The organism is Mycolicibacterium boenickei, assembly GCF_010731295.1.
GTDB lineage: Bacteria > Actinomycetota > Actinomycetes > Mycobacteriales > Mycobacteriaceae > Mycobacterium > Mycobacterium boenickei.
On sequence record NZ_AP022579.1, the window covers coordinates 2,155,948 to 2,175,443 of the forward strand.

Annotated in this window: 20 protein-coding genes; 13 read left to right on the forward strand and 7 right to left on the reverse strand. The window is 67.2% G+C overall.

The window, feature by feature from the left end; genetic code table 11:
- Window positions 1-157 precede the first annotated feature (157 nt).
- The 3 genes from G6N57_RS10100 to G6N57_RS10110 are packed head-to-tail and all read left to right on the forward strand — an operon-like array spanning window position 158 to window position 2,341.
- Entirely contained in the window at window positions 158-793 is a 636-nt protein-coding gene (locus G6N57_RS10100) for an Rv1363c family protein (protein ID WP_174814473.1), read from the forward strand.
- Window positions 790-1,398 carry a twin-arginine translocation pathway signal gene (locus G6N57_RS10105; RefSeq protein ID WP_077740307.1) on the forward strand — a complete coding sequence of 203 codons (609 nt, stop codon included), beginning with the start codon at window positions 790-792 and terminating at the stop codon, window positions 1,396-1,398. Before G6N57_RS10100 ends, G6N57_RS10105 begins: the two co-directional genes overlap by 4 nt.
- A 37-nt stretch (window positions 1,399-1,435) precedes the next feature.
- Window positions 1,436-2,341, forward strand: coding sequence for a class I SAM-dependent methyltransferase (locus G6N57_RS10110; protein ID WP_234815598.1), 906 nt, complete (start codon window positions 1,436-1,438; stop codon window positions 2,339-2,341).
- Here the strand turns inward: G6N57_RS10110 and G6N57_RS10115 are convergent.
- Both G6N57_RS10115 and G6N57_RS10120 read right to left on the reverse strand, forming a co-directional pair.
- On the reverse strand, window positions 2,274-3,362 hold the full coding sequence (locus tag G6N57_RS10115; RefSeq protein ID WP_077740308.1) for an agmatine deiminase family protein: 1,089 nt from the start codon (window positions 3,360-3,362) through the stop codon (window positions 2,274-2,276). The genes G6N57_RS10110 and G6N57_RS10115 overlap by 68 nt on opposite strands.
- 12 nt (window positions 3,363-3,374) lie before the next feature.
- Window positions 3,375-4,928: a succinic semialdehyde dehydrogenase gene (locus G6N57_RS10120; protein WP_077740309.1), complete on the reverse strand. Its 1,554-nt coding sequence runs from the start codon at window positions 4,926-4,928 to the stop codon at window positions 3,375-3,377.
- Between the two features lie 127 nt (window positions 4,929-5,055).
- On the opposite strand from G6N57_RS10120, the gene G6N57_RS10125 reads away from it, so the two are divergent.
- Entirely contained in the window at window positions 5,056-5,451 is a 396-nt protein-coding gene (locus tag G6N57_RS10125; protein ID WP_077740310.1) for a VOC family protein, read from the forward strand.
- Here G6N57_RS10125 and G6N57_RS10130 read toward each other — a convergent pair.
- Window positions 5,388-6,113, reverse strand: coding sequence for a helix-turn-helix domain-containing protein (locus tag G6N57_RS10130; RefSeq protein WP_077740311.1), 726 nt, complete (start codon window positions 6,111-6,113; stop codon window positions 5,388-5,390). The two genes, G6N57_RS10125 and G6N57_RS10130, sit on opposite strands and share 64 nt — an antisense overlap.
- 42 nt (window positions 6,114-6,155) lie before the next feature.
- On the opposite strand from G6N57_RS10130, the gene G6N57_RS10135 reads away from it, so the two are divergent.
- The gene (locus G6N57_RS10135) at window positions 6,156-6,710 is read left to right on the forward strand and encodes a TetR/AcrR family transcriptional regulator (RefSeq protein WP_077740312.1); all 555 of its coding nucleotides are present in this window, start codon (window positions 6,156-6,158) and stop codon (window positions 6,708-6,710) included.
- Here the strand turns inward: G6N57_RS10135 and G6N57_RS10140 are convergent.
- The 4 genes from G6N57_RS10140 to G6N57_RS10155 all read right to left on the reverse strand — a co-directional run bounded on the left by G6N57_RS10140 (window position 6,696) and on the right by G6N57_RS10155 (window position 11,544).
- Window positions 6,696-7,670 (reverse strand): NAD-dependent epimerase/dehydratase family protein, encoded by a 975-nt coding sequence (locus tag G6N57_RS10140; RefSeq protein ID WP_077740313.1) that lies wholly within the window; start codon window positions 7,668-7,670, stop codon window positions 6,696-6,698. The two genes, G6N57_RS10135 and G6N57_RS10140, sit on opposite strands and share 15 nt — an antisense overlap.
- A 64-nt stretch (window positions 7,671-7,734) precedes the next feature.
- Window positions 7,735-9,252 carry a long-chain-fatty-acid--CoA ligase FadD17 gene (gene fadD17, locus G6N57_RS10145; RefSeq protein ID WP_077740314.1) on the reverse strand — a complete coding sequence of 506 codons (1,518 nt, stop codon included), beginning with the start codon at window positions 9,250-9,252 and terminating at the stop codon, window positions 7,735-7,737.
- 2 nt (window positions 9,253-9,254) lie between these two features.
- Window positions 9,255-10,352: an acyl-CoA dehydrogenase family protein gene (locus G6N57_RS10150; RefSeq protein ID WP_077740315.1), complete on the reverse strand. Its 1,098-nt coding sequence runs from the start codon at window positions 10,350-10,352 to the stop codon at window positions 9,255-9,257.
- Window positions 10,353-10,365: 13 nt separating this feature from the next.
- Window positions 10,366-11,544, reverse strand: a complete 1,179-nt coding sequence (locus G6N57_RS10155; protein WP_036447440.1) for an acyl-CoA dehydrogenase family protein — start codon at window positions 11,542-11,544, stop codon at window positions 10,366-10,368.
- A gap of 165 nt (window positions 11,545-11,709) precedes the next feature.
- Between G6N57_RS10155 and G6N57_RS10160 the strand changes: the two genes are divergently transcribed.
- The 8 genes from G6N57_RS10160 (at window position 11,710) to G6N57_RS10195 (ending at window position 19,441) form a co-directional block, all read left to right on the forward strand.
- Window positions 11,710-11,901: a ferredoxin gene (locus G6N57_RS10160; protein ID WP_036391771.1), complete on the forward strand. Its 192-nt coding sequence runs from the start codon at window positions 11,710-11,712 to the stop codon at window positions 11,899-11,901.
- A gap of 35 nt (window positions 11,902-11,936) precedes the next feature.
- A complete protein-coding gene (locus G6N57_RS10165) occupies window positions 11,937-12,857 on the forward strand; it encodes a 3-oxoacyl-ACP reductase (protein WP_077740316.1) in 921 nt (306 codons plus the stop codon).
- Window positions 12,858-13,128: 271 nt separating this feature from the next.
- The gene (locus G6N57_RS10170) at window positions 13,129-13,893 is read left to right on the forward strand and encodes an MlaE family ABC transporter permease (RefSeq protein WP_036447442.1); all 765 of its coding nucleotides are present in this window, start codon (window positions 13,129-13,131) and stop codon (window positions 13,891-13,893) included.
- Window positions 13,890-14,732 carry an MlaE family ABC transporter permease gene (locus G6N57_RS10175; protein ID WP_077740317.1) on the forward strand — a complete coding sequence of 281 codons (843 nt, stop codon included), beginning with the start codon at window positions 13,890-13,892 and terminating at the stop codon, window positions 14,730-14,732. Before G6N57_RS10170 ends, G6N57_RS10175 begins: the two co-directional genes overlap by 4 nt.
- Before the next feature lie 15 nt (window positions 14,733-14,747).
- Window positions 14,748-15,953, forward strand: a complete 1,206-nt coding sequence (locus tag G6N57_RS10180; RefSeq protein ID WP_077740318.1) for an MCE family protein — start codon at window positions 14,748-14,750, stop codon at window positions 15,951-15,953.
- Window positions 15,953-16,999 (forward strand): MCE family protein, encoded by a 1,047-nt coding sequence (locus G6N57_RS10185; protein ID WP_077740319.1) that lies wholly within the window; start codon window positions 15,953-15,955, stop codon window positions 16,997-16,999. Before G6N57_RS10180 ends, G6N57_RS10185 begins: the two co-directional genes overlap by 1 nt.
- Window positions 16,992-18,050 (forward strand): virulence factor Mce family protein, encoded by a 1,059-nt coding sequence (locus G6N57_RS10190; protein WP_077740320.1) that lies wholly within the window; start codon window positions 16,992-16,994, stop codon window positions 18,048-18,050. The genes G6N57_RS10185 and G6N57_RS10190 overlap by 8 nt, the downstream gene beginning before the upstream one ends.
- Window positions 18,047-19,441 carry a virulence factor Mce family protein gene (locus G6N57_RS10195; protein WP_077740321.1) on the forward strand — a complete coding sequence of 465 codons (1,395 nt, stop codon included), beginning with the start codon at window positions 18,047-18,049 and terminating at the stop codon, window positions 19,439-19,441. The genes G6N57_RS10190 and G6N57_RS10195 overlap by 4 nt, the downstream gene beginning before the upstream one ends.
- Window positions 19,442-19,496: the final 55 nt, after the last annotated feature.

Genomic DNA, 19,496 nt, shown 5'->3' on the forward strand with positions numbered 1-19,496 from the left:
GAGCCGTTCACCAGGCATGGATTTGTCCGCTGGGTGGGACATCGGGCCGGGCACGCTCAGCTGCCGCACTACCGTGTGGCAGCAGTCACATCGGCCATGAGGCGCCCGCGGTAATCGGCGTCATTCGCGACCGGCCGATACCAACCGGAGGTGCACTATGCGGTTACTCAGCCGCTCCGACCAGGAAACTGACCAGGAAACTGAGGCAGCCGTGCTCGACGATGCCGTCGACGTCACGCCGTCGGCCGAATCCGAAACCGACGATCCCGGGGACGCCGGCGAAGCGCCACGTGAAAAACGCAGCCGGCGTCCGCGGCTCGCGACGTTGCTCGCCGGCGCCGCCATCCTGGTCAGCGGCGCGCTGATCGCGGCAGGCGGATACGTGATCTGGTACCACCAGCAAGCCGACCGCGAACAGCAGCGTCGCGCGGAATTCGCGGCTGCTGCCTCGCAAGCCGCCGTCACCTTGATGTCGATCGACAGCGCCACGGCCCAGGACAACGTCCGGCAGATCCTCGACAACTCGACCGGACAGTTCAAGGCCGACATCGAGTCTTCCTCCGAAGACCTGGTGAAAGCGGCGCAGGACTCGAAGGCGACGACGAAGGCCACGGTCGGAGCCTCTGCGGTGCAGTCGATGGACGGGGACTCCGCAGTCGTCCTCGTCAGTACGTCGACCACGGTGAGCAACTCGGCCGGGGCGAATCAGCAGCCACGGAACTGGCGCCTGAGCGTCACCATGGTCAAAGACGGGGAACAGATCAAGATGTCGAAGGTGGAGTTCATCCCGTGAGCACAGCCACAGCAGAAGACACCTCAGAAGCCACCCCCGAAGTCGATGTCGTCGAAGGCATCTCGGCCGGTGACGTGGTCGCCGAGGAGAGTGCCCAGCCCCAGGAGCGGTGGATCCATCGGCTGGCCCGGCAGTGGCGACCGATCGCGGTCGTCTGCGTACTGCTGGCCTCGGCGAGCTCCGCGGCGGCGCTCTACTTCGGCATGTACCGCGTCGATCACGGCATCGCCGGATCGTCCACGACGGTGATCGACGCGGCGTCCGAAGGTTCGGTGGCGCTGTTGTCCTATGCGCCAGACAGTTTGGACAAGGACTTCGCCGACGCACGATCTCGGTTGACCGGTGACTTCCTGACGTACTACAGCGAGTTCGCCGACAAGTTCGTGGCGCCGGCCGCCAAACAGAAGGACATCCGCGCCACCGCCACGGTCGTTCGCGCGGCGCCGATCACGGTGCAGGCCGACACCGCGGAGGTCCTGGTCTACCTGAACCAGGCGACGACGAGCCGCGACAACCCCGAACCGGCGCAGGCCGCCAGCGCCGTGAAAGTGGGACTCACGAAACTCGACGGAAAGTGGCTGATCTCGTCGTTCAACCCGATCTAGCGGCCGAACGGTAGGGTCGCGGCGAGGAGGTGACCCAGTGTCTGAACTGGACGCGCTCGCCGCGAACCGGGCCAACTGGGATGACCGGGCCGACGTGCATGCCCGGTCCCAGATGTACGACGTGGCCGGGTTTCTGGCCGATCCCACCGACATCTCGCGGGTCGTGCGCAACGACCTCGAGGTGCTCGCGCCGCATCTGCCGGGCAGCGGCGTGACGGGCCGGTCGCTCCTGCACCTGCAATGTCACATCGGCACCGACACGGTGTCCTGGGCCAGGCTGGGTGCGCGCGACGTACACGGAGTCGACCTGTCGCCGAATTCGCTGCGGCATGCGGCCCGGATCGCCGAGGCGGACGGCCGTGAGATCACCTGGGTAGAGGGCGATGCCCGGTTCGCGTCGGCCTTGATCCAGCGGCGCTTCGAGACCGTGGTGACCAGTGCCGGAACCATCGTGTGGCTACCGGAACTCGCCAACTGGGCCCGGTCGATCCACGACCTGCTCGAGCCGGGCGGGGTGTTCCTGATCCGCGACGACCATCCCATCCTGAGCGCGATGGACTTCGAGCCGTGGGATGTCACCGACGACTACCTCAGCGGCGGTGGCGCGCGAACCTACGACGACGCGGGGACGTACACCGAAAACTCTGACGGTCTGATCACGCACGTGCGCAACCACGAATGGCGCCATGACCTGTCCGAAGTTGTCACGTCCCTGTTGCGGGCCGGGCTCGTCATCGAGGCACTCGCCGAACTGCCGTACATGGACTGGCAGGCTTTCCCGGCGCTCGTGCCCTGCACCGAAGGCTGGGCCCTGCCGCCGGAAGCGCCGCGGATTCCGCTGAACTTCGCCGTCGTCGCGCGTCGTCCCCGCCGAGCTAGGCGGGTTCCTGCTGGGTGGTGCAGTGGATGCCGCCACCGCCGGCAGCGATGCCGTCGATGTTGATCTGCACGACGCGGCGGTCGGGGAAGAGCCGCTCCAAGGTCTGTCGCGCCGCGGCATCGGCTTGCGGATCACCGAACTCCGGCGCGATCACGCCGCCGTTGCAAACGTAGAAGTTGATGTAGCCGGCCGCGAAGTCGTCGGATTCGAACTCCGGCCGGACCGTTCCGGGGGCATCGATGACCACGACGTCGAGTGGCCGCCCTTTCGCGTCGGTCGCCTGCTTGAGGATGTCGAGGTGACGCGCGGTGACGTCGTGGTCCCAGGACTCCGGGTCCGGGTCGAACCCGGCCACGACCACGCCGGGCCGGGCGAACCGCGCATAGAAGTCGGTGTGGCCGTCGGTGATGTCCTTACCCGCGATACCGGGTAGCCAGATGATCTTCTCCAGGCCGAGCAAGGGCCGAAGCTCGGCCTCGACATCCGCCTTCGACCATCGCGGATTGCGATTGGAATTCAGGACGCAGCTCTCGGTGATCAGCGCGGTGCCCTCGCCGTCCACCTCGATGCCGCCGCCCTCCAGCACCAGGTCGGTGGGGAGCGCTTCGACACCCGCTCGCGCCGCCACGAAATCGGCGACACCGGCGTCGTGATCGAAATCCTGTTTCTCACCCCAGCCGTTGAAGTTGAAGTTGACGCCGGCATTCGTTTCGTTGCCCGTCACGAACACCGGTCCGGTATCGCGCATCCACAGATCGTCGAGCGGTGCCTCCACCAATTCCACTGCGGGCCCGACAATTTCGCGTGCCAGGTCACGTTCCTCGGGCCGGACCAACATGGTGACCGGTTCGAACTGTGCGATGGCCCGGGCGATCGTCCCCAAGTTGCGGCGCACTTCCGGGAGTAGCGCCGCGCCCCAGATCGCCTCGCCGGCACCGAAAGCCATCCAGGTCCGCTTGTGCGGTTCGCCTTCGTCGGGCATCCGCCAGGTGCGTCGGTCCTCGCCGGCGGGTTCCGTGCACCCCGCGGCGAGGGCCGTCCCGATCACGAGCGCCCCCGAGTAGAGGAACTGCCGCCGGAGCATCACCGCGTCGGTCTAGCGGCCGGGCAGCTTCTGCACCGCCCGGATCATCGGGGTGAGCGCCTTCTGCCAGAACGTCTGCGAGATGCCCAGCGGGGGATCGAGGTTGATCACCCGTGCGGTGGAGACGGTCTGCGACTCGGTGTACTTGAGGATGCCGTCGGCGCCGTGCCGCCGTCCGACGCCGGAGGCCTTCATCCCGCCCATCGGGGCCGCGGTGCTGCCCCAGGCCAGGGCGTAGCCCTCGTCCACGTTGACCGTGCCGGCCTGGATCCGGGCCGCGATCGCCTCGCCTTCGGCTTTACTGCCTGCCCACACACTGGCGTTCAGGCCGTACTCGGTGTCGTTGGCCTTCGCGATGGCCTCCTCCACCGAGTCGACGGGGTAGATCGACACCAGCGGGCCGAACGTCTCGTTGCGTGCGCATTCCATCTCGTCGGTGACGCCGGTCAGCACCGTCGGCTCGAAGAACAGCGGGCCGATGTCCGGGCGTGGATTACCGCCCGCAACCACGGTGGCGCCCTTGACCTTTGCGTCGTCCACATGGCCGGAGACGGTCTTGACCTGGTCTTCGGAGATCAGACTGCCCATGTCGGCGGTGAAGTCGTAGCCGGCTGCGAGGTTCATGTTGCGCACCTGCTCACCGAATTTGGCGGTGAACTCGTCGGCGACCTCCCGCTCGACGTAGATCCGCTCGATCGAGATGCACAGTTGCCCGGCGTTGGAGTAGCAGGCGCGGGTCGCGGCCTTGGCGGCCACGTCGAGGTTGGCGCCCTTGGTCACGATCATCGGGTTCTTGCCGCCGAGTTCGGCGGAGAAACCGACCAGCCGGCGGCCGCACTGCTCGGCCAGGGCCCGGCCGGTCGCGGTGGAGCCGGTGAACATCAGGTAGTCGCAGTTCTCGACGATCGCGGTGCCGACCACCGAACCCGGCCCGGGAACCACTGCGAACACATCGCGCGGCAGGCCCGCCTGGTACAGCAGTTCGGCGTTGGCCAGCGTGCAGTACGGCGTCTGGCTGTCGGGTTTCACCACCACGGCGTTCCCGGCCAGCAGCGCCGGGATGGAGTCCGAGATCGACAGGGCCATGGGGTAATTCCATGGCGAGATGACCCCGATGACGCCCTTGGGGTGATGGTTGACCACGGTCTTGACGATGCCGGGGAGCAGGCCCTGCACGCGTTTGGGGGAGAGCAGTTTCGTCGCCTCGCGCGCGTAGTAGCGCGAGTTCAGGATCATGTCGACGATCTCTTCCTGCGCGGCCGAGCGGGCCTTGCCGGTTTCGGCCTGGGCCACGTCCATCAGGAAGTCCCGGTTGCGGGCCACCAGGTCGCCGAAGCGCTCGATCACGGCGGCGCGTTCCTTGACCGGTCGTTTGGCCCACTGGGCCTGCGCGGCGCGGGCTTTGGCGAAGGCGGCGGTCACGTCCTCGGCGGTGCCGACCGGGATGGTGGTCAGCTCCTTGCCGGTGAACACCTCTTCGATCGGCTTGGACTGCCGGGCGTCAGCGTCGTCGATGGCGACGAGCGCGCGCAGGCGGGCGAAGTCGGCGGCGGACGGAGCGGGCATCGGGGACTCCCTACTGGCAAGTAACTAACAGTCAGGCTCAACCTACTCGGTACCGGCAGTCCGACAAAGGGACAGCTTGTCCGATCTGTTCACGACCGAGCCCGGGTCAGCGTCCTAACCTGCGGTTATGGCATTGAACCTGAACTCGGCGGTCATCGAGATCGTCACCCGGGACCTGTCCCGGTCCCTGGATTTCTACCGGCTCCTCGGGTTGGCGGTTCCCCAGCCCGACGGTCCGCATGTCGAGGTCGCGTTGCCGGGCGGAAACCGGCTCGCGTTCGACACCGAGGAGGTCATCGCGGGCATGCACCCCGGCTGGACGCCGCCGGCGAGGTCCGGGCGGGTGGCGCTGGCCTTCGGGCTCGACGCACCCGCCGATGTCGACGCGCTCTATGAGCGGCTCACCGCGGCCGGGCACCCGGGGACGCTCAAGCCGTTCGACGCGCCGTGGGGGCAGCGCTACGCCACCGTCGAAGATCCCGACGGGACCTCGGTGGACCTGTTCGCGGCCCTGGGCAGTTGACGGAGCTGGCGTAACCCGACCCCGGCCAGGGCGCGGACCTCGCGGTGCAGGTGCGGTTGGTCTGCGTAGCCGGCCTCCGCCGCAACGGCACCGGCGCTCAGGCCGGTGCCGAGCAGCCCGACCGCGCGGCGGAACCGGAGAATGCGCCGCAGCGTCGCCGGCCCGTATCCGTAGACCGCCGAGCACTGCCGCTGCATCGTCCGGTTCGACCAGCCGGCCTGGCGCGCTGTCGCGGTGACCGATTCACCGGCAGCGAGCCGGCGCGTGACGTCCCGTAGGGCGGGCAGCGGCCATGGCGCGGTCTCGGTGCGGGACCGTTCCGAGGCCAGCTTTTCGGCAAGCTCGTCGAGCGAGTCGTCATGGTCGACCCGGCGCAGGTCCCGCAGGTCGACCCGGGTGTTGCACAGTTCGGAGGCGGGCACGCCGAGCAGGCGCGGCAGCATTCCGGGACGAAACCTCAACCCCTGCACCGGATCGCGGCTGCCCGCGGCGATGAACGCCGTGGTGTCGGGGCCGGCGACGACGATCCTGTCGTCCAGCTGGATCAGGTCCATGCAGCCGTCGGGCAGTATCCGGCCGGGTTCTGCCGGGGCGGTCCGGATCCATCGACACTCCACGAGTTCCCCGAGGCGCGGCGGCGGACGGTGTTCGCGGTAGCCCACGTCCCCGACGCTACCCGCGTCGCCATGCGGTTGAATCGGGGAATGGCCGGGCGACCACGGGACACCTCGATCGATGAGCGGGTGCTCGCGGCCACGCGTGAGCTACTGGTCGAGGTGGGTTGGGACGACCTGAGTGTTCGACTGGTCGCGGCGCGCTGCGGGGTGGGCAGGTCCAGCCTGAACCGGCGGTGGGCGTCGAAAGCCGAGTTGGTGCTGCACGCGATACTCGGCGAATCGCCCGACATGTCACCGTTTTCCGGCACCGATCTGGCCGGCTGGATCGACTGGGTGGTCCGTGGCAGTCACCAGTTGTTCGTCCGGCCCGATGTGAGCGAGGCGGTGCCGGGGCTGCTGCTGGCGCTGCGTGAGAACCCCGCGCTGCGGACGGCGCTGTGGGACGGGTTCAGTGGCCCGGCGATCGAGATGTTCGCGGCCAGGGGATACGGGTCCGAATCGGACGCGAAGGCTGTGCTGTCCATGGCGGCCGGGGCCGCTCTGTTCACCACCACGGTGGCGATCGACGACGATTCCCCCGAGCTGCACCAGCAGCTGGTGCGGTTGCTCAGCCGGGCCCTGGGTGTGTCACCGGCCGAATGAGGCCAGTATCGCGTCCTGCGGCGAGCGCCAGGCCTCGATGTCCAGATCGACGAGCGTGCTCCGATCGTCGGTGGGGGTGGCGGCAGTCAGCAACAGCGCCGCCTCATGGCTGATCCCGTCACCGAGCGGCACTACCCCGCCGAGCAGGTCCGAGCACCGGCCGATGCCGCGGAAGACGCTCCCCGGCAACGGGATTCGCCGGATCTTGCGGCGGGTGCCCTGTTCCAGCGCATCGATCATCTCGTTGAACGACACCATCACGCCACCGCAGACGTAGCGCTTGGGTCCGCGTCCCGGGGCCATCAGCCGCTCGTGCACCAGCGCGACGTCGCGCACGTCGATCATCTGCATGCCACCGGTCATCCGGGGCGCCAGTCCGGCCTTGGCGATCGGTGCCCAGCCACGCTCGGTGACCCCGGCGGCGGTGAAGAACGCCGGACCCACCACGCTCGACGGGTAGGTGACCACGACCGGGGCCCCGGCGTCCTGTAACCGTCGGGCCACCCCATCGGCGTAGGCCTTGGTCTGGGCGTACGGGCTGCGGCCCGGCGCCGGCGGGGTGTCGGCGGAGATCACCCCGTTCGGTGGCGGGAACAGTGAGCTGTAGCTGCTCACCGAGACGATGGGGTCGAGGCCAAACTCGACGGCCCGGTTCAGCACGGCCTCGGTAGCGTGCGCGTTGATCTCCCACATCAACTGCTCGCGCCGGCGATCGGTGCCGACGATGCCCGCCGCGTGGATCAGGGCGTCGCACCCCGACAGCAGGTCCCCGACCGTGTCGCTGTCGCGGATGTCGCCCTCGAGCACGGACATCTTGCCGAGGCCGGAGAGGTGGCCGATGACCTCGTCGTCACCGCAGCCGGGCGCGACCAGCAGCCGGATGCGATGGCCCGCGGCCAGCAGGCCCTTCACGGTGTGGGCCCCGAGATAGCCGGTGCCCCCGGTCACTGCGATGTGCATGTTGACGCCTTCCCTGTTTCGATGCCGATGGTATCGAAATGGGTGACGCGGGTGTCGCGCCGGGTCAGGGCTTGCGGGGGATCGGCCAGACCGGGTCGGGGCAGTCGGTGCCCTCGGCGGACAACTGTCGCTTGATCACCTTGAACGTCTCGGTGCGCGGCAACCCGGGGCCGACCCGGACGTACGACGGCCACTGCTTGGGTCCCAGATCGGACTGTTCGGCAAGGAAGGCCCGGAACTTGTCTGCATCGAACGGGGTGCCCGCCGTCAGCACCAGTGCGGCCATCACCTGATCACCCACGTTCGGATCGGGGATCGGATACACCGCGACCTCGGCAACATCGGGGTGGCGCAACAGGATTCGTTCGATCGGCGCGGTGCCCAGGTTCTCGCCGTCGACCCGCATCCAGTCGCCGAGGCGGCCGGCGAAGTGCGCGTAGCCGTCCTCGTCGAGGTAGGCCAGGTCTCCGGTGTGGTAGACGCCGCCGGCCATGCGCTCCGCTTCGGCGTCGGGATCGTTGTAGTAGCCGCGGAACCAGCCGGCGCCGGTCGGGTTCACCAGCTCGCCGACCACGCCGGGCGGGCACGGCTCACCCGTCTCCACGTCGACGATCGCCACCTGGTCGGTCAGCGGGCCCAGGGCGCCTTCGGGGGTGTCGGGGGTGCGGGCGATCGCGACACCGCCCTCGCTGGAACCGAATCCGTCGACCACGGTCACACCGAACCGCTCGGCGAACCGGCCGAGATCCCGCGGTGCACCCTCGTTGCCGTAGAGGATCCGCAACGGATTGTCGGCGTCGTCGGGCGCCGGGTCGGTGGCCAGGATGTAGGACAACGGTTTGCCGACGTAGTTGGCGTAGGTGGCGCCGTAGCGCCGGATGTCGGGCATGAAACCGGATGCGGAGAACTTGCGCCGCAACGCAATCGACGCGCCGGCCGCGGCCGCGACGGCCCAGCCGGCCATGATCGCGTTGGAGTGGAACAGCGGCATCGACAGGTACACGGTGTCGGCCGGACCCAGCCCGAAACGGTCGGCCAGCATCTGGCCCGGAAACGCCACCTTGTCATGGGTGACCCGCACGGCCTTGGGATCACCGCTGGTCCCCGAGGTGAAGATGAGCATGAACAGGTCGTCGGCGCCCAACTCGGCGAACGTCACCGGGGTGTCCCGGTACGACGCGAGTTCGGTTGCCCAGCCAGCGGATTCGACGTCGATGTAATCCACCCCTGGCGGGACGGCCTCGGGATGGTCGGTCAGCACCAGTTGGCAGTCGGCCTTGGCGATGTCGCGGGCCAGTGCCTCACCGCGGCGGGTCTGGTTGAGGCCGACGGGTACCAGCCCGTCCAGGCCCGCGGCCACCAGCAGGCTGGAGAAAAACGTGGTGTTGCCGAGTAGCGCTCCGACATGCGGAGGCTTGGAGGGGTCCAACCGTGCCCGCAGCGCCGCGGCCAGTTGTGCACCGGCGGCGATGTGGTCGGCCCAGCTGACGAACGAATCCTCTTGGTAGAGGCCACGGTCGGTGACCTCTGCCAACGGGACCAGCAGCTCGGTGACCGTCGGCCCGGCGGTTGGACCCCCCATGCCTAGACCGGCGTGTCCGCGAGTTCGCGGCCGATGCGCAGCAACTGCCCCGTCGCCCCGCCGAGACCGAACTCGGTCTGCTTGGCGGCCAGGAAGTACCGGTGCACCGGGTGGTCCATGTCGATGCCGACGCCGCCGTGCACGTGCACCGCGGTGTGCGCGACGCGGTGGCCGGCCTCGGCCGCCCAGAACGCCGCACTGGCGACATCGATGTCGGCGGGCAGATCCTCGGCCAGCCGCCAGGCGGCCTGGGTCAGCGTCAGCCGCAGACCCTTGACGTCGATGTAGCCGTCGGCCAGTCGTGACGAGACGGCCTGGAAGCTGCCGATCGGCCGGTCGAACTGCTCGCGCTCGCGGGCGTACTCGGAGGTGAGCTCCAGGGCCCGTTCCAGCACACCGAGCTGGAAGGCGCTGTGGCCCAAGGCTGAATGCGTGGTCAGCCACTCGGCGACCTCGGCGCCGCCGACGAGCCGGGCGGCGTCCAGCGCCGTGCCCTGCAGTTCGAGATGGGCGACGCTGCCCTTGCCGGTGGTGCTCAGCACGCTGACCGTCACCCCGGGATCATCCCCGGAGACCAGGAAAACGCTGGTGCCGGACTCGGTTTCGGCCGGAACCAGGAACGCGTCGGCGATCGGACCGTAGTTCACCTGGGTGCGGGTACCGGTGAGTTTGTAGCCCGAACCGTCGGCTTGAGCCTGCACCGGGCCCTGACCCATTTCGCCGTCGAGGGCCACCGCGAGGATCTTGTCGCCGGCCACGGCGGGCTGAGCCCACGCGGTGCGCAGTTCCTCAGACCCGAACGCGGCCAGCGCACCGGCGCCCAGCACCACGGAATCCAGGTAGGGCACGGCGGCCAGCTGGCGACCCAGCGCGGTCAGCACGGCGGCCTGCTCGAGCACGCCCAGACCACCGCCGCCCACCGACTCGGGAGCCGCGGCCGACAGCACATCGGCCTCGACCAGCTTGGCCCACAGATTGGCGTCGAAACGCTGCTCGAGCCCATCGAGCTCACGCTGGCGTTCTGGCGTGCACACCGATTCGGTGATCGTGCGCACCAGGCCACCCAGGTCGGCGGCCTCTTCGGTCGTCTTGAAATCCATTGGTGTGCCGTCCTTACCGGTTCACTCGGGGCAGGCCGAGCGCGACCATGCCGATGATGTCACGCTGAATCTCGTTGGTGCCGCCGCCGAAGGTCAGGATCAGCGCCGACCGGTGGAACCGCTCGATGCGGCCGCGCAGCAGCGCGCCCTTGCTGTCCGGGCGCAGCGTCGCCGAGGTGCCGAGCACCTCCATCAGCAGGCGGTAGGCCTCGGTGGCCAGCTCGGTGCCGTACACCTTGGCCGCCGACGCGTCAGCCGGAGAAGGCGCGCCGTCGGCGGAGGCGAGCTCCCAGTTGATCAGCTTGAGCACCTCGGCCTTGGCGTGCACCCGAGCCAGGTTGAGCTGCACCCACTCGGAATCGATGACCCGCTTGCCGTGCACATCCTTGGTGTTCTGGGCCCACTCGCGGACCCCGTCCAGCGCGACGTAGATCGGCTGCGACGACACCAGTGCGACCCGCTCGTGGTTCAGCTGATTGGTCACGAGCTTCCAGCCGGCGTTCTCCTCGCCGACCAGGTTGGTGGCCGGGATGCGCACGTCCTGGTAGTAGGTGGCGCTGGTGTCGACACCCGACATGGTGTGCACCGGCGTCCAGGAGAAGCCCTCGGCGGTGGTCGGCATGATCAGCATCGAGATGCCGCGGTGCTTCTTGGCCTCGGGGTTGGTCCGCACCGCCAGCCACACGTAGTCGGCGTACGCGATCAGGGACGTCCACATCTTCTGGCCGTTGACCACGTAGTCGTCGCCGTCACGCACCGCCGTGGTCCGCAGCGCGGCCAGGTCGGTGCCCGCGCCGGGCTCGGAGTAGCCGATCGAGAAGTGCAGCTCGCCCGCGGCGATCTTGGGCAGGAAGAACTTCTTCTGCTCCTCGGTGCCGAAGTGCATGATCGTCGGCGCGACGCTGTTGATCGTCAGGAACGGCACCGGGGCGCCGGCGATCGCCGCCTCGTCGGTGAAGATCAGGCCGTCCATGGGCGGACGCTCCTGGCCGCCGAACTCCTTGGGCCAGCTCAGCGTCAGCCAGCCGTCCTTGCCCATCTGCGCGACGGTTTCGCGATAGACGTTGCCGCGACCCATCTCGCCCTCGGACGAGCTGAGTGCCTCTACCCGTTCGGGTGTCATCAACTTGGAGAAGTATGCGCGCAATTCGCGACGCAGCTCCTCCTGCTCGGGGGTGTAACCGATCCGCATTGCGCTGCATCCTCACTGCTTGGTAGACCTGAGTTCTCACCTGGTTGTAACACGTTCTAGTCTTAGGATCCAGGCCGGTGCCGGACTGGTATCCGTCAGGTGTGGTCGTATTCTGTGGCTGCGCGCACGCAGCCCCGTGCGTACACACGTCGTTAGGAGGTCGCCATGCGAGTAGAAGTTGACCGTGATCGCTGCGAAGGTAATGCGGTCTGCGTGGGTATTGCCCCCGATTTGTTCGATCTTGACGACGACGACTATGCCGTGGTCAAGTCCGATCCGGTGCCTGCCGACCAGGAAGATCTGGCCGAGCAGTCCATCGCCGAATGCCCCCGGGCAGCCCTGATCCGAAAAGACTAGAGGCATTCATAAATGCCGCGCACGCGAGGAGCAAGATGACGACCGACGCCGCTCAGATCGATCTGTCCGGAAAGGTGGCCGTGGTCACCGGTGCCGCCGCCGGCCTGGGCCGCGCCGAGGCCATCGGACTGGCCAAGGCCGGTGCCACCGTGGTGGTCAACGACATGGCAGGCGCGCTGGATGCCTCTGACGTCCTCGACGAGATCGCGGCCGCAGGCTCCAAGGGTGTCGCCGTGGCGGGGGACATCAGCGCGCGCACCACCGCCGATGAACTGGTCGCCACAGCCGACGGTCTGGGCGGTCTGGACATCGTCGTCAACAACGCGGGCATCACCCGTGACCGGATCCTCTTCAACATGAGCGACGAGGAGTGGGACGCGGTCATCGCGGTGCACCTGCGCGGCCACTTCCTGCTGACCCGCAACGCCGCCGTCTACTGGCGCAACAAGGCCAAGGCGGGCGACGGCACGGTCTACGGCCGGATCATCAACACGTCGTCGGAGGCCGGACTGTCGGGCCCTGTCGGTCAGCCCAACTACGGCGCCGCCAAGGCCGGCATCACCGCCCTGACGGTGTCGGCGGCCCGCGCCCTGGAGCGCTTCGGCGTCCGGGCCAACGCGATCGCGCCGCGGGCCCGCACGGCGATGACCGCCGGCGTGTTCGGTGACGCGCCTGAGACGGCCGACGGACAGGTCGACCCGCTGTCGACCGAACACGTCGTCACTCTGGTCCGATTCCTGGCCTCGCCGGCGTCCGAAGCCGTCAACGCTCAGCTGTTCATCGTCTATGGTCCAACTGTCACGTTGGTCGCGCCGCCGACGGCGGAGAAGCACTTCACTGCGGACTCCGACGCCTGGAACCCGGCAGACCTGAGCGGGACGCTGCACGATTACTTTGCTGATCGTGACTCGGGACGTGGATTCTCAGCGACGGAGCTGATGGATTCACGAGACTGACGGTCTCGTTGACCGTCGCTCAACGGAAGTAGAACGTGTTCTAACCAGAGGTTGGTTCGGTACGCCCTGAGCTGCAAAAACGGCGTCCGACATGAGGATTTTGAATTCTTTGACACTGCGAACATGTTCTAGTTAGTATGATCCGGCTCACTAAGAGCACCGTAAGACCAAGGGGTGGGAGAACGGCTACGTCATGTGGCCGTCAAATTTTCGCTAACGCGAGTTTCCGCGGAATTTCCCCCACCCGAGTACCCCGAGAACGGAGCCCAGGTTGATCGAACAGCTTGCGGTTCCGGCCCGGGCCGTGGGCGGCTTCGTCGAGATGTCCTTGGACACCTTCGCCAAGATCTTCCGTCGACCGTTCCAGTTCAAAGAGTTCCTGGATCAGACCTGGATGATTGCCCGGGTCTCGTTGGTGCCGACGCTGTTGGTCGCCATCCCCTTCACGGTCCTGGTCGCGTTTACGCTCAACATCCTCCTTCGCGAGATCGGTGCCGCCGACCTGTCCGGCGCAGGCACCGCCTTCGGCACCATCACCCAGCTCGGCCCGGTGGTGACCGTGCTGGTGGTCGCCGGCGCGGGCGCCACGGCGATCTGCGCCGACCTGGGTGCCCGCACCATCCGCGAAGAGATCGACGCCATGCGCGTGCTCGGCATCGACCCGATCCAACGGCTCGTGGTGCCCCGCGTGCTGGCCTCGACCTTCGTGGCGCTGCTGCTCAACGGTCTGGTCTGTGCGATCGGCCTGGCCGGCGGCTATGTCTTCTCCGTGTTCCTGCAGGGCGTGAACCCGGGTTCGTTCATCAATGGCCTGACAGTGCTGACCGGGCTCGGCGAGCTCGTGCTCGCGGAGATCAAGGCGCTGCTGTTCGGCGTGGTGGCCGGCCTGGTCGGCTGCTACCGCGGCTTGACCGTAAAGGGAGGCCCGAAGGGTGTCGGTAACGCAGTGAACGAAACGGTGGTCTACGCCTTCATCTGCCTGTTCGTGATCAACGTGATCATGACGGCCATCGGGGTTCGGGTGCTTGTGCGATGAGCTACGACGCCACACTTCGCTTCCGGCGGCTGTTCCGCGGCGTGCCCAAGGTCGTCGACAACATCGGCGAGCAGGCACTGTTCTACGGCGAGACCATTCGGTACCTGCCCAACGCGCTCAACCGGTACCGCAAGGAGACCATTCGGCTCGTGGCCGAGATGACCATGGGCGCGGGCGCGCTGGTCATGATCGGCGGCACCGTGGGCGTCGCGGCGTTCCTCACCCTGGCCTCCGGCGGTGTCATTGCGGTGCAGGGTTATTCGTCCCTGGGCAACATCGGCATCGAGGCCCTCACGGGCTTCCTGTCGGCCTTCCTCAACGTGCGCATCGTCGCCCCGGTGATCGCCGGTATCGCCCTGGCCGCAACGATCGGCGCGGGCGCCACCGCCCAGCTGGGCGCGATGCGGGTGGCCGAGGAGGTCGACGCCGTCGAGGCAATGGCCGTGCACGCGGTGTCCTATCTGGTGTCCACCCGGTTGCTGGCGGGCCTGATCGCAATCGTGCCGCTGTACTCGCTGTCGGTCCTGGCCGCGTTCTTCGCCGCGAGGTTCACCACGGTGTTCATCAACGGTCAGTCCGCAGGCCTGTACGACCATTACTTCAACACGTTCCTGATACCCAGCGACCTGCTGTGGTCCTTCCTTCAGGCAATCGTGATGGCCGTCGCGGTGATGCTCGTGCACACCTACTACGGCTACAACGCCTCCGGCGGCCCGGTCGGCGTGGGTGTGGCAGTCGGCCAGGCCGTGCGCACCTCGCTGATCGTCGTCGTCACCATCACGCTGTTCATCTCCCTGGCCGTCTACGGCGCGTCCGGCAACTTCAACCTTTCCGGGTAGGTGGCAGGAATCTCTATGTCTGACGCAAACTCCAAGCACCGCCGCCATGTCAGGATCGCCGCCGCGATCCTGAGCGCGATCGTGGCCGCAGCGGTGGTCTTCACCTACCTGTCCTACACCGCCGCCTTCGTGCCGACCGACACCGTCAGCCTGACCGCGCCGCGGGCCGGCCTGGTGATGGAGCGCGACGCCAAGGTGAAATACCGCGGCATCCAGATCGGCAAGGTCAGCGACATCGCGTACGCGGGCAACGAGGCGAAGCTGACGCTGTCCATCAACCGCGGTGAGATGCGGTACATCCCGTCCAACGCCACCGTGCGGATCGCGGGCAACACGATCTTCGGTGCGAAGTCGGTGGAGTTCCTTGCGCCCGACAAGCCGCAGTCGACGTCGTTGCGCCCCGGTGCCACGGTGGCCGCCAAGGACGTGCAGCTCGAGGTCAACACCCTGTTCCAGACGCTGTCGGATGTGCTCAACAAGATCGACCCGGTCAGCCTCAACGCCACGCTGACCGCGCTCGGAGAGGGCCTGCGCGGCCACGGGGACGACCTCGGCACCGCCATCACCGGCCTCAACGGCTATCTGGCCCAGATCAATCCGAAGCTGCCGACCCTGCGCGAGGACTTCGCCAAGGCCGCCGTGGTGGCCAACATCTACGGCGACGCCGGGCCGGACCTGGCCCGCGTGGTCGACAACGTGCCCGCCCTGAACAAGACCATCGTCGATGAGCAGGCCAACCTCAACGCCACCCTGCTCGCCGCGACCGGCCTGGCCAACAACGGCACCGCGACGCTGCAGCCGGCCGCCGACGACTACATCGCCGCCATCCAGCGACTGCGCGCCCCGTTGAAGGTGGCCAGTGACTACTCACCAGAGTTCGGCTGTGTGTTGAAGGGTGTGTCGATCGGCGTCGACCGGTTCGCGCCGATCATCGGTGGTATCCGACCCGGCCTGTTCGTCTCGTCGAACTTCCTGCCCGGCGCGCCGGCTTACACCTATCCGGAGAGCCTGCCGATCGTGAACGCGTCCGGCGGCCCCAACTGCCGTGGCTTGCCGGACCTTCCGTCGAAGCAGTTCGGCGGTAGCTGGTACCACTCGCCGTTCCTGGTGACCGACAACGCCTATGTGCCGTTCCAGCCGAACACCGAAGTGCAGTTCGATGCCCCGGCGACGCTGCAGTTCTTGTTCAATGGTGCGTTCGCGGAAAGGGATCGCTTCTGATGGCGTCCAGTGCGCGTCCTGACCGGACCATGCTCAAGGTGAGCATCTTCACCATCGCGATGCTGTTGGTTGCGGCCATGCTGGTCGTGGTGTTCGGCGAATTCCGGTTCGCCTCGGAGAACGGCTACCACGCCACCTTCAGCCAGGCGTCCCGGCTGAAGGCAGGCCAGGATGTCCGGATCGCGGGCGTGCCGGTCGGCACGGTCAAGGACGTCAAGCTCAACCAGGACAACACCGTCGATGTGAAGTTCCTGGTCAACAAGCGCTACCAGCTCTACACGTCGAGCCAGGCCAAGGTTCGTTACGAGAACCTCGTCGGCGACCGGTATCTGGAGATCACCTCAGGTCCCGGCGAACTGCGCAAGCTCCCGCCCGGCTCAACCATCCCGCAGCAGAACACCCAGCCGGCGCTGGACCTCGATGCACTGCTGGGTGGGTTGCGTCCGGTGCTCAAGGGCCTCGACGGCAACAAGGTCAACGAGATCTCCAACGCGGTGATCGAGATGCTGCAGGGCCAGGGCGGGGCCCTGGCCAACATGCTGACCAGCACGAGCGCGTTCACCCAGAATCTGGCCGCCCGCGACCAGCTGATCGGTGACGTGATCACCAACCTCAACACGGTGCTCGGCACGGTCGACGAGAAGGGCGCGCAGTTCGACTCCAGCGTCGATGAGTTGCAGAAGCTGATCTCCGGCCTGTCTGAGGGGCGCGACCCGATCGCCGGCGCAATCGGACCACTGGCCTCGGCGGAGAACGACCTGACCGACATGCTGGACAAGTCGCGACGTCCGCTGCAGGCCGTCATCGAGAACGCGCGCCCGCTGGCGCAGCGCCTCGATGAACGCAAGGCCGACGTCAACAAGGTCATCGAACCGCTCGCCGAGAATTACCTGCGGCTCAACGGACTCGGCGCCTACGGTTCGTTCTTCAACATCTACTACTGCTCGATCCGGATGAAGGTCAACGGTCCGGCAGGCAGCGACATTCTGATTCCGTTCGGCGGCCCGCCGGACCCGTCGAAGGGGAGGTGTTCGGACAATGGCTAAGCGCGACGGCGATACAGCACTACGCACCGGGATCTTCGGCATCGCCCTGGTGGCATGTGTGGTGCTGGTGTCCTTCGGCTATACCGGGCTGCCCTTCTTCCCGCAGGGCAAGAAGTACGACGCGTATTTCAGCGACGCCGGCGGGATCGACCCGGGCAACGACGTCAACGTCTCCGGCATCGCGGTCGGCAAGGTCACCGGGGTGGCACTGGCCGGCGACACCGCGAAGGTCAGCTTCACCGTGGACCGCAACATCAAGATCGGCGATCAATCGCTGGTGGCGATCAAGACCGAAACCGTGCTCGGGCAGAAGTCGCTGTCGGTGACGCCGAAGGGCAGCGGGACCTCGACGGTTATCCCGTTGGGGCGCACCACGACTCCCTACACGCTCAACACCGCGCTGCAGGACCTCGGGCAGAACGTGTCCGAACTGGACAAGCCGAAGTTCGAGCAGGCCCTGACGACCCTGACCGACACGCTGCGCGATGCCACGCCGCAGTTGCGAGGTGCGCTGGACGGCGTCGCCAACCTGTCGCGCAGCATCAACAAGCGTGACGAGGCCCTCGAGGGACTGCTCGCGCACGCCAAGCGGGTGTCGGATCTGCTGGCCGCGCGGGCCGGGCAGGTCAACCAACTGGTCACCGACGGCAACCAGCTGTTCGCCGCGCTCGACGAGCGCAGGCAGGCGCTGAGCAACCTGATCGCCGGTATCGACGCTGTGTCCAAACAGCTTTCGGGATTCGTCGCGGACAACCGCAAGGAGTTCAAGCCGGCCCTCGAGAAGCTCAACCTGGTGATGGACAACCTGCTGGAGCGCAAAGAGCACATCGGCGAGGCGCTGAAGAGGCTGCCGCCGTACGCGACCACGCTCGCCGAGGTGGTCGGCAACGGTCCGGGCTTCAACATCAACCTGTACGGTCTGCCGCCGGCGTCGATGTCCGAGGTTCTGCTCGACACTTACTTCCAGCCAGGGAAGCTGCCTGACAGCCTCGCCGACATGCTGCGTGGCTACATCTCCGAACGCACGATCGTTAGGCCGAAATCGCCATGACACAAGAGAGTTCAGTGTCCGGTCGCAACCGGTGGCTGCGGATCGGGCTGGCCGCGCTGCTGCTGGCGGTCCTCGCCGTCGGCGTGTACCAGGTGTGGCCGTCTCGGACCGGTCCCAAGCTCACGGCGTACTTCACCAACGCGGTCGGGCTGTACCCGGGCGACGAGGTGCGGATCGTCGGTGTGCCGGTGGGCACGATCGACTCGATCGAGCCCAGGCCCTCGGACGTCAAGATCGAGATGACCCTCGACCGCGGCATCAAGGTGCCTGCCAATGCCAAGGCGTTGATCCTCTCGCCGAACCTGGTGTCGGCCAGGTTCATCCAGTTGACACCGGCCTACACCGAAGGCGACGTGATGGCCGACGGCGCGTCGATCGGCCTGGACCGCACCGGTGTCCCCGTCGAATGGGACGAGGTCAAAGAGCAACTGACCCAGCTCAGTTCGCAGCTCGGGCCGCAAGCCAACTCGGTCCAGGGCCCGATCGCGGCGTTCGTGGATCAGGCTGCCACCACGTTCGACGGCAACGGCGACTCGTTCCGCAACGCGCTACGTGAGTTGTCCCAGACCGCGGGCCGGTTGGGTGATTCGCGCACCGACCTGTTCGGCACGGTGAAGAACCTGCAGGTCCTCGTCAACGCGCTGGCCAACAGCAACGAACAGATCGTGCAGTTCACCAATCACGTGTCATCTGTCTCGCAGGTGCTGGCGGACAGCTCCAGCGGTCTCGATCAGACCCTGGCCACGCTGAACCAGGCACTGGGCGACGTGCGTGGGTTCCTGAACGAGAACAACGATGCGCTGATCGCGCAGGTCGGCAAGCTCGCGGACTTCACTCAGATCCTCACCGATCACAGCGACGACATCGAGCAGATCCTGCACGTCACGCCCAACGGCCTGGCCAACTTCTACAACATCTACAACCCGGCCCAGGGCACCGTCGGTGGTCTGCTGTCGCTGCCCAACTTCGCCAACCCGACGCAGTTCATCTGTGGTGGCACGTTCGACATCGGCGCCAACCCGGACAACTACAAGCGCGCCGAGATCTGCAGACAGCGCATGGGTCCGGTGCTGCGCCGGATCACGATGAACTACCCGCCGGTGCTGTTCCACCCGGTCAACAGCATCACGGCCTACAAGGGGCAGATCATCTACGACACCCCGCAGACCGAGGCGAAGTCGGAGACCCCGGTGCCGTACCTGCAGTGGCAGAACAATCCCGGCGTGACGCCGCCGCAGATCCCGCACGACGCGACGCTGAGTTCGCTGATCCTGCCGCCGGATGCACCCGCACCGGCACCCGGGACAGGAGTCGGTCCCGCGCCGGGACCGGCGCCCGCACCGGGACCTGAGGCTGCGCCTGCTCCTGCTGAGGCTGGTGCCGGCGGATGATGAGGGGTAAGGCATTGAGGGGTAAGGCATCCCGGTTCGGCGGACGCACGCTGGC

Bases quoted from the DNA above. Each gene is read 5' to 3' on its own strand.
- G6N57_RS10135 (WP_077740312.1), top strand. From the start codon at position 6,156: ATGGCCGGGCGACCACGGGACACCTCGATCGATGAGCGGGTGCTCGCG.
- G6N57_RS10120 (WP_077740309.1), bottom strand. From the start codon at position 4,928: ATGCCCGCTCCGTCCGCCGCCGACTTCGCCCGCCTGCGCGCGCTCGTC.
- G6N57_RS10115 (WP_077740308.1), bottom strand. From the start codon at position 3,362: ATGCTCCGGCGGCAGTTCCTCTACTCGGGGGCGCTCGTGATCGGGACG.
- G6N57_RS10185 (WP_077740319.1), top strand. From the start codon at position 15,953: ATGGCGTCCAGTGCGCGTCCTGACCGGACCATGCTCAAGGTGAGCATC.
- G6N57_RS10150 (WP_077740315.1), bottom strand. From the start codon at position 10,352: ATGGATTTCAAGACGACCGAAGAGGCCGCCGACCTGGGTGGCCTGGTG.
- G6N57_RS10140 (WP_077740313.1), bottom strand. From the start codon at position 7,670: ATGCACATCGCAGTGACCGGGGGCACCGGCTATCTCGGGGCCCACACC.
- G6N57_RS10190 (WP_077740320.1), top strand. From the start codon at position 16,992: ATGGCTAAGCGCGACGGCGATACAGCACTACGCACCGGGATCTTCGGC.
- fadD17 (WP_077740314.1), bottom strand. From the start codon at position 9,252: ATGGGGGGTCCAACCGCCGGGCCGACGGTCACCGAGCTGCTGGTCCCG.
- G6N57_RS10195 (WP_077740321.1), top strand. From the start codon at position 18,047: ATGACACAAGAGAGTTCAGTGTCCGGTCGCAACCGGTGGCTGCGGATC.
- G6N57_RS10160 (WP_036391771.1), top strand. From the start codon at position 11,710: ATGCGAGTAGAAGTTGACCGTGATCGCTGCGAAGGTAATGCGGTCTGC.
- G6N57_RS10155 (WP_036447440.1), bottom strand. From the start codon at position 11,544: ATGCGGATCGGTTACACCCCCGAGCAGGAGGAGCTGCGTCGCGAATTG.
- G6N57_RS10180 (WP_077740318.1), top strand. From the start codon at position 14,748: ATGTCTGACGCAAACTCCAAGCACCGCCGCCATGTCAGGATCGCCGCC.
- G6N57_RS10100 (WP_174814473.1), top strand. From the start codon at position 158: ATGCGGTTACTCAGCCGCTCCGACCAGGAAACTGACCAGGAAACTGAG.
- G6N57_RS10165 (WP_077740316.1), top strand. From the start codon at position 11,937: ATGACGACCGACGCCGCTCAGATCGATCTGTCCGGAAAGGTGGCCGTG.
- G6N57_RS10175 (WP_077740317.1), top strand. From the start codon at position 13,890: ATGAGCTACGACGCCACACTTCGCTTCCGGCGGCTGTTCCGCGGCGTG.
- G6N57_RS10125 (WP_077740310.1), top strand. From the start codon at position 5,056: ATGGCATTGAACCTGAACTCGGCGGTCATCGAGATCGTCACCCGGGAC.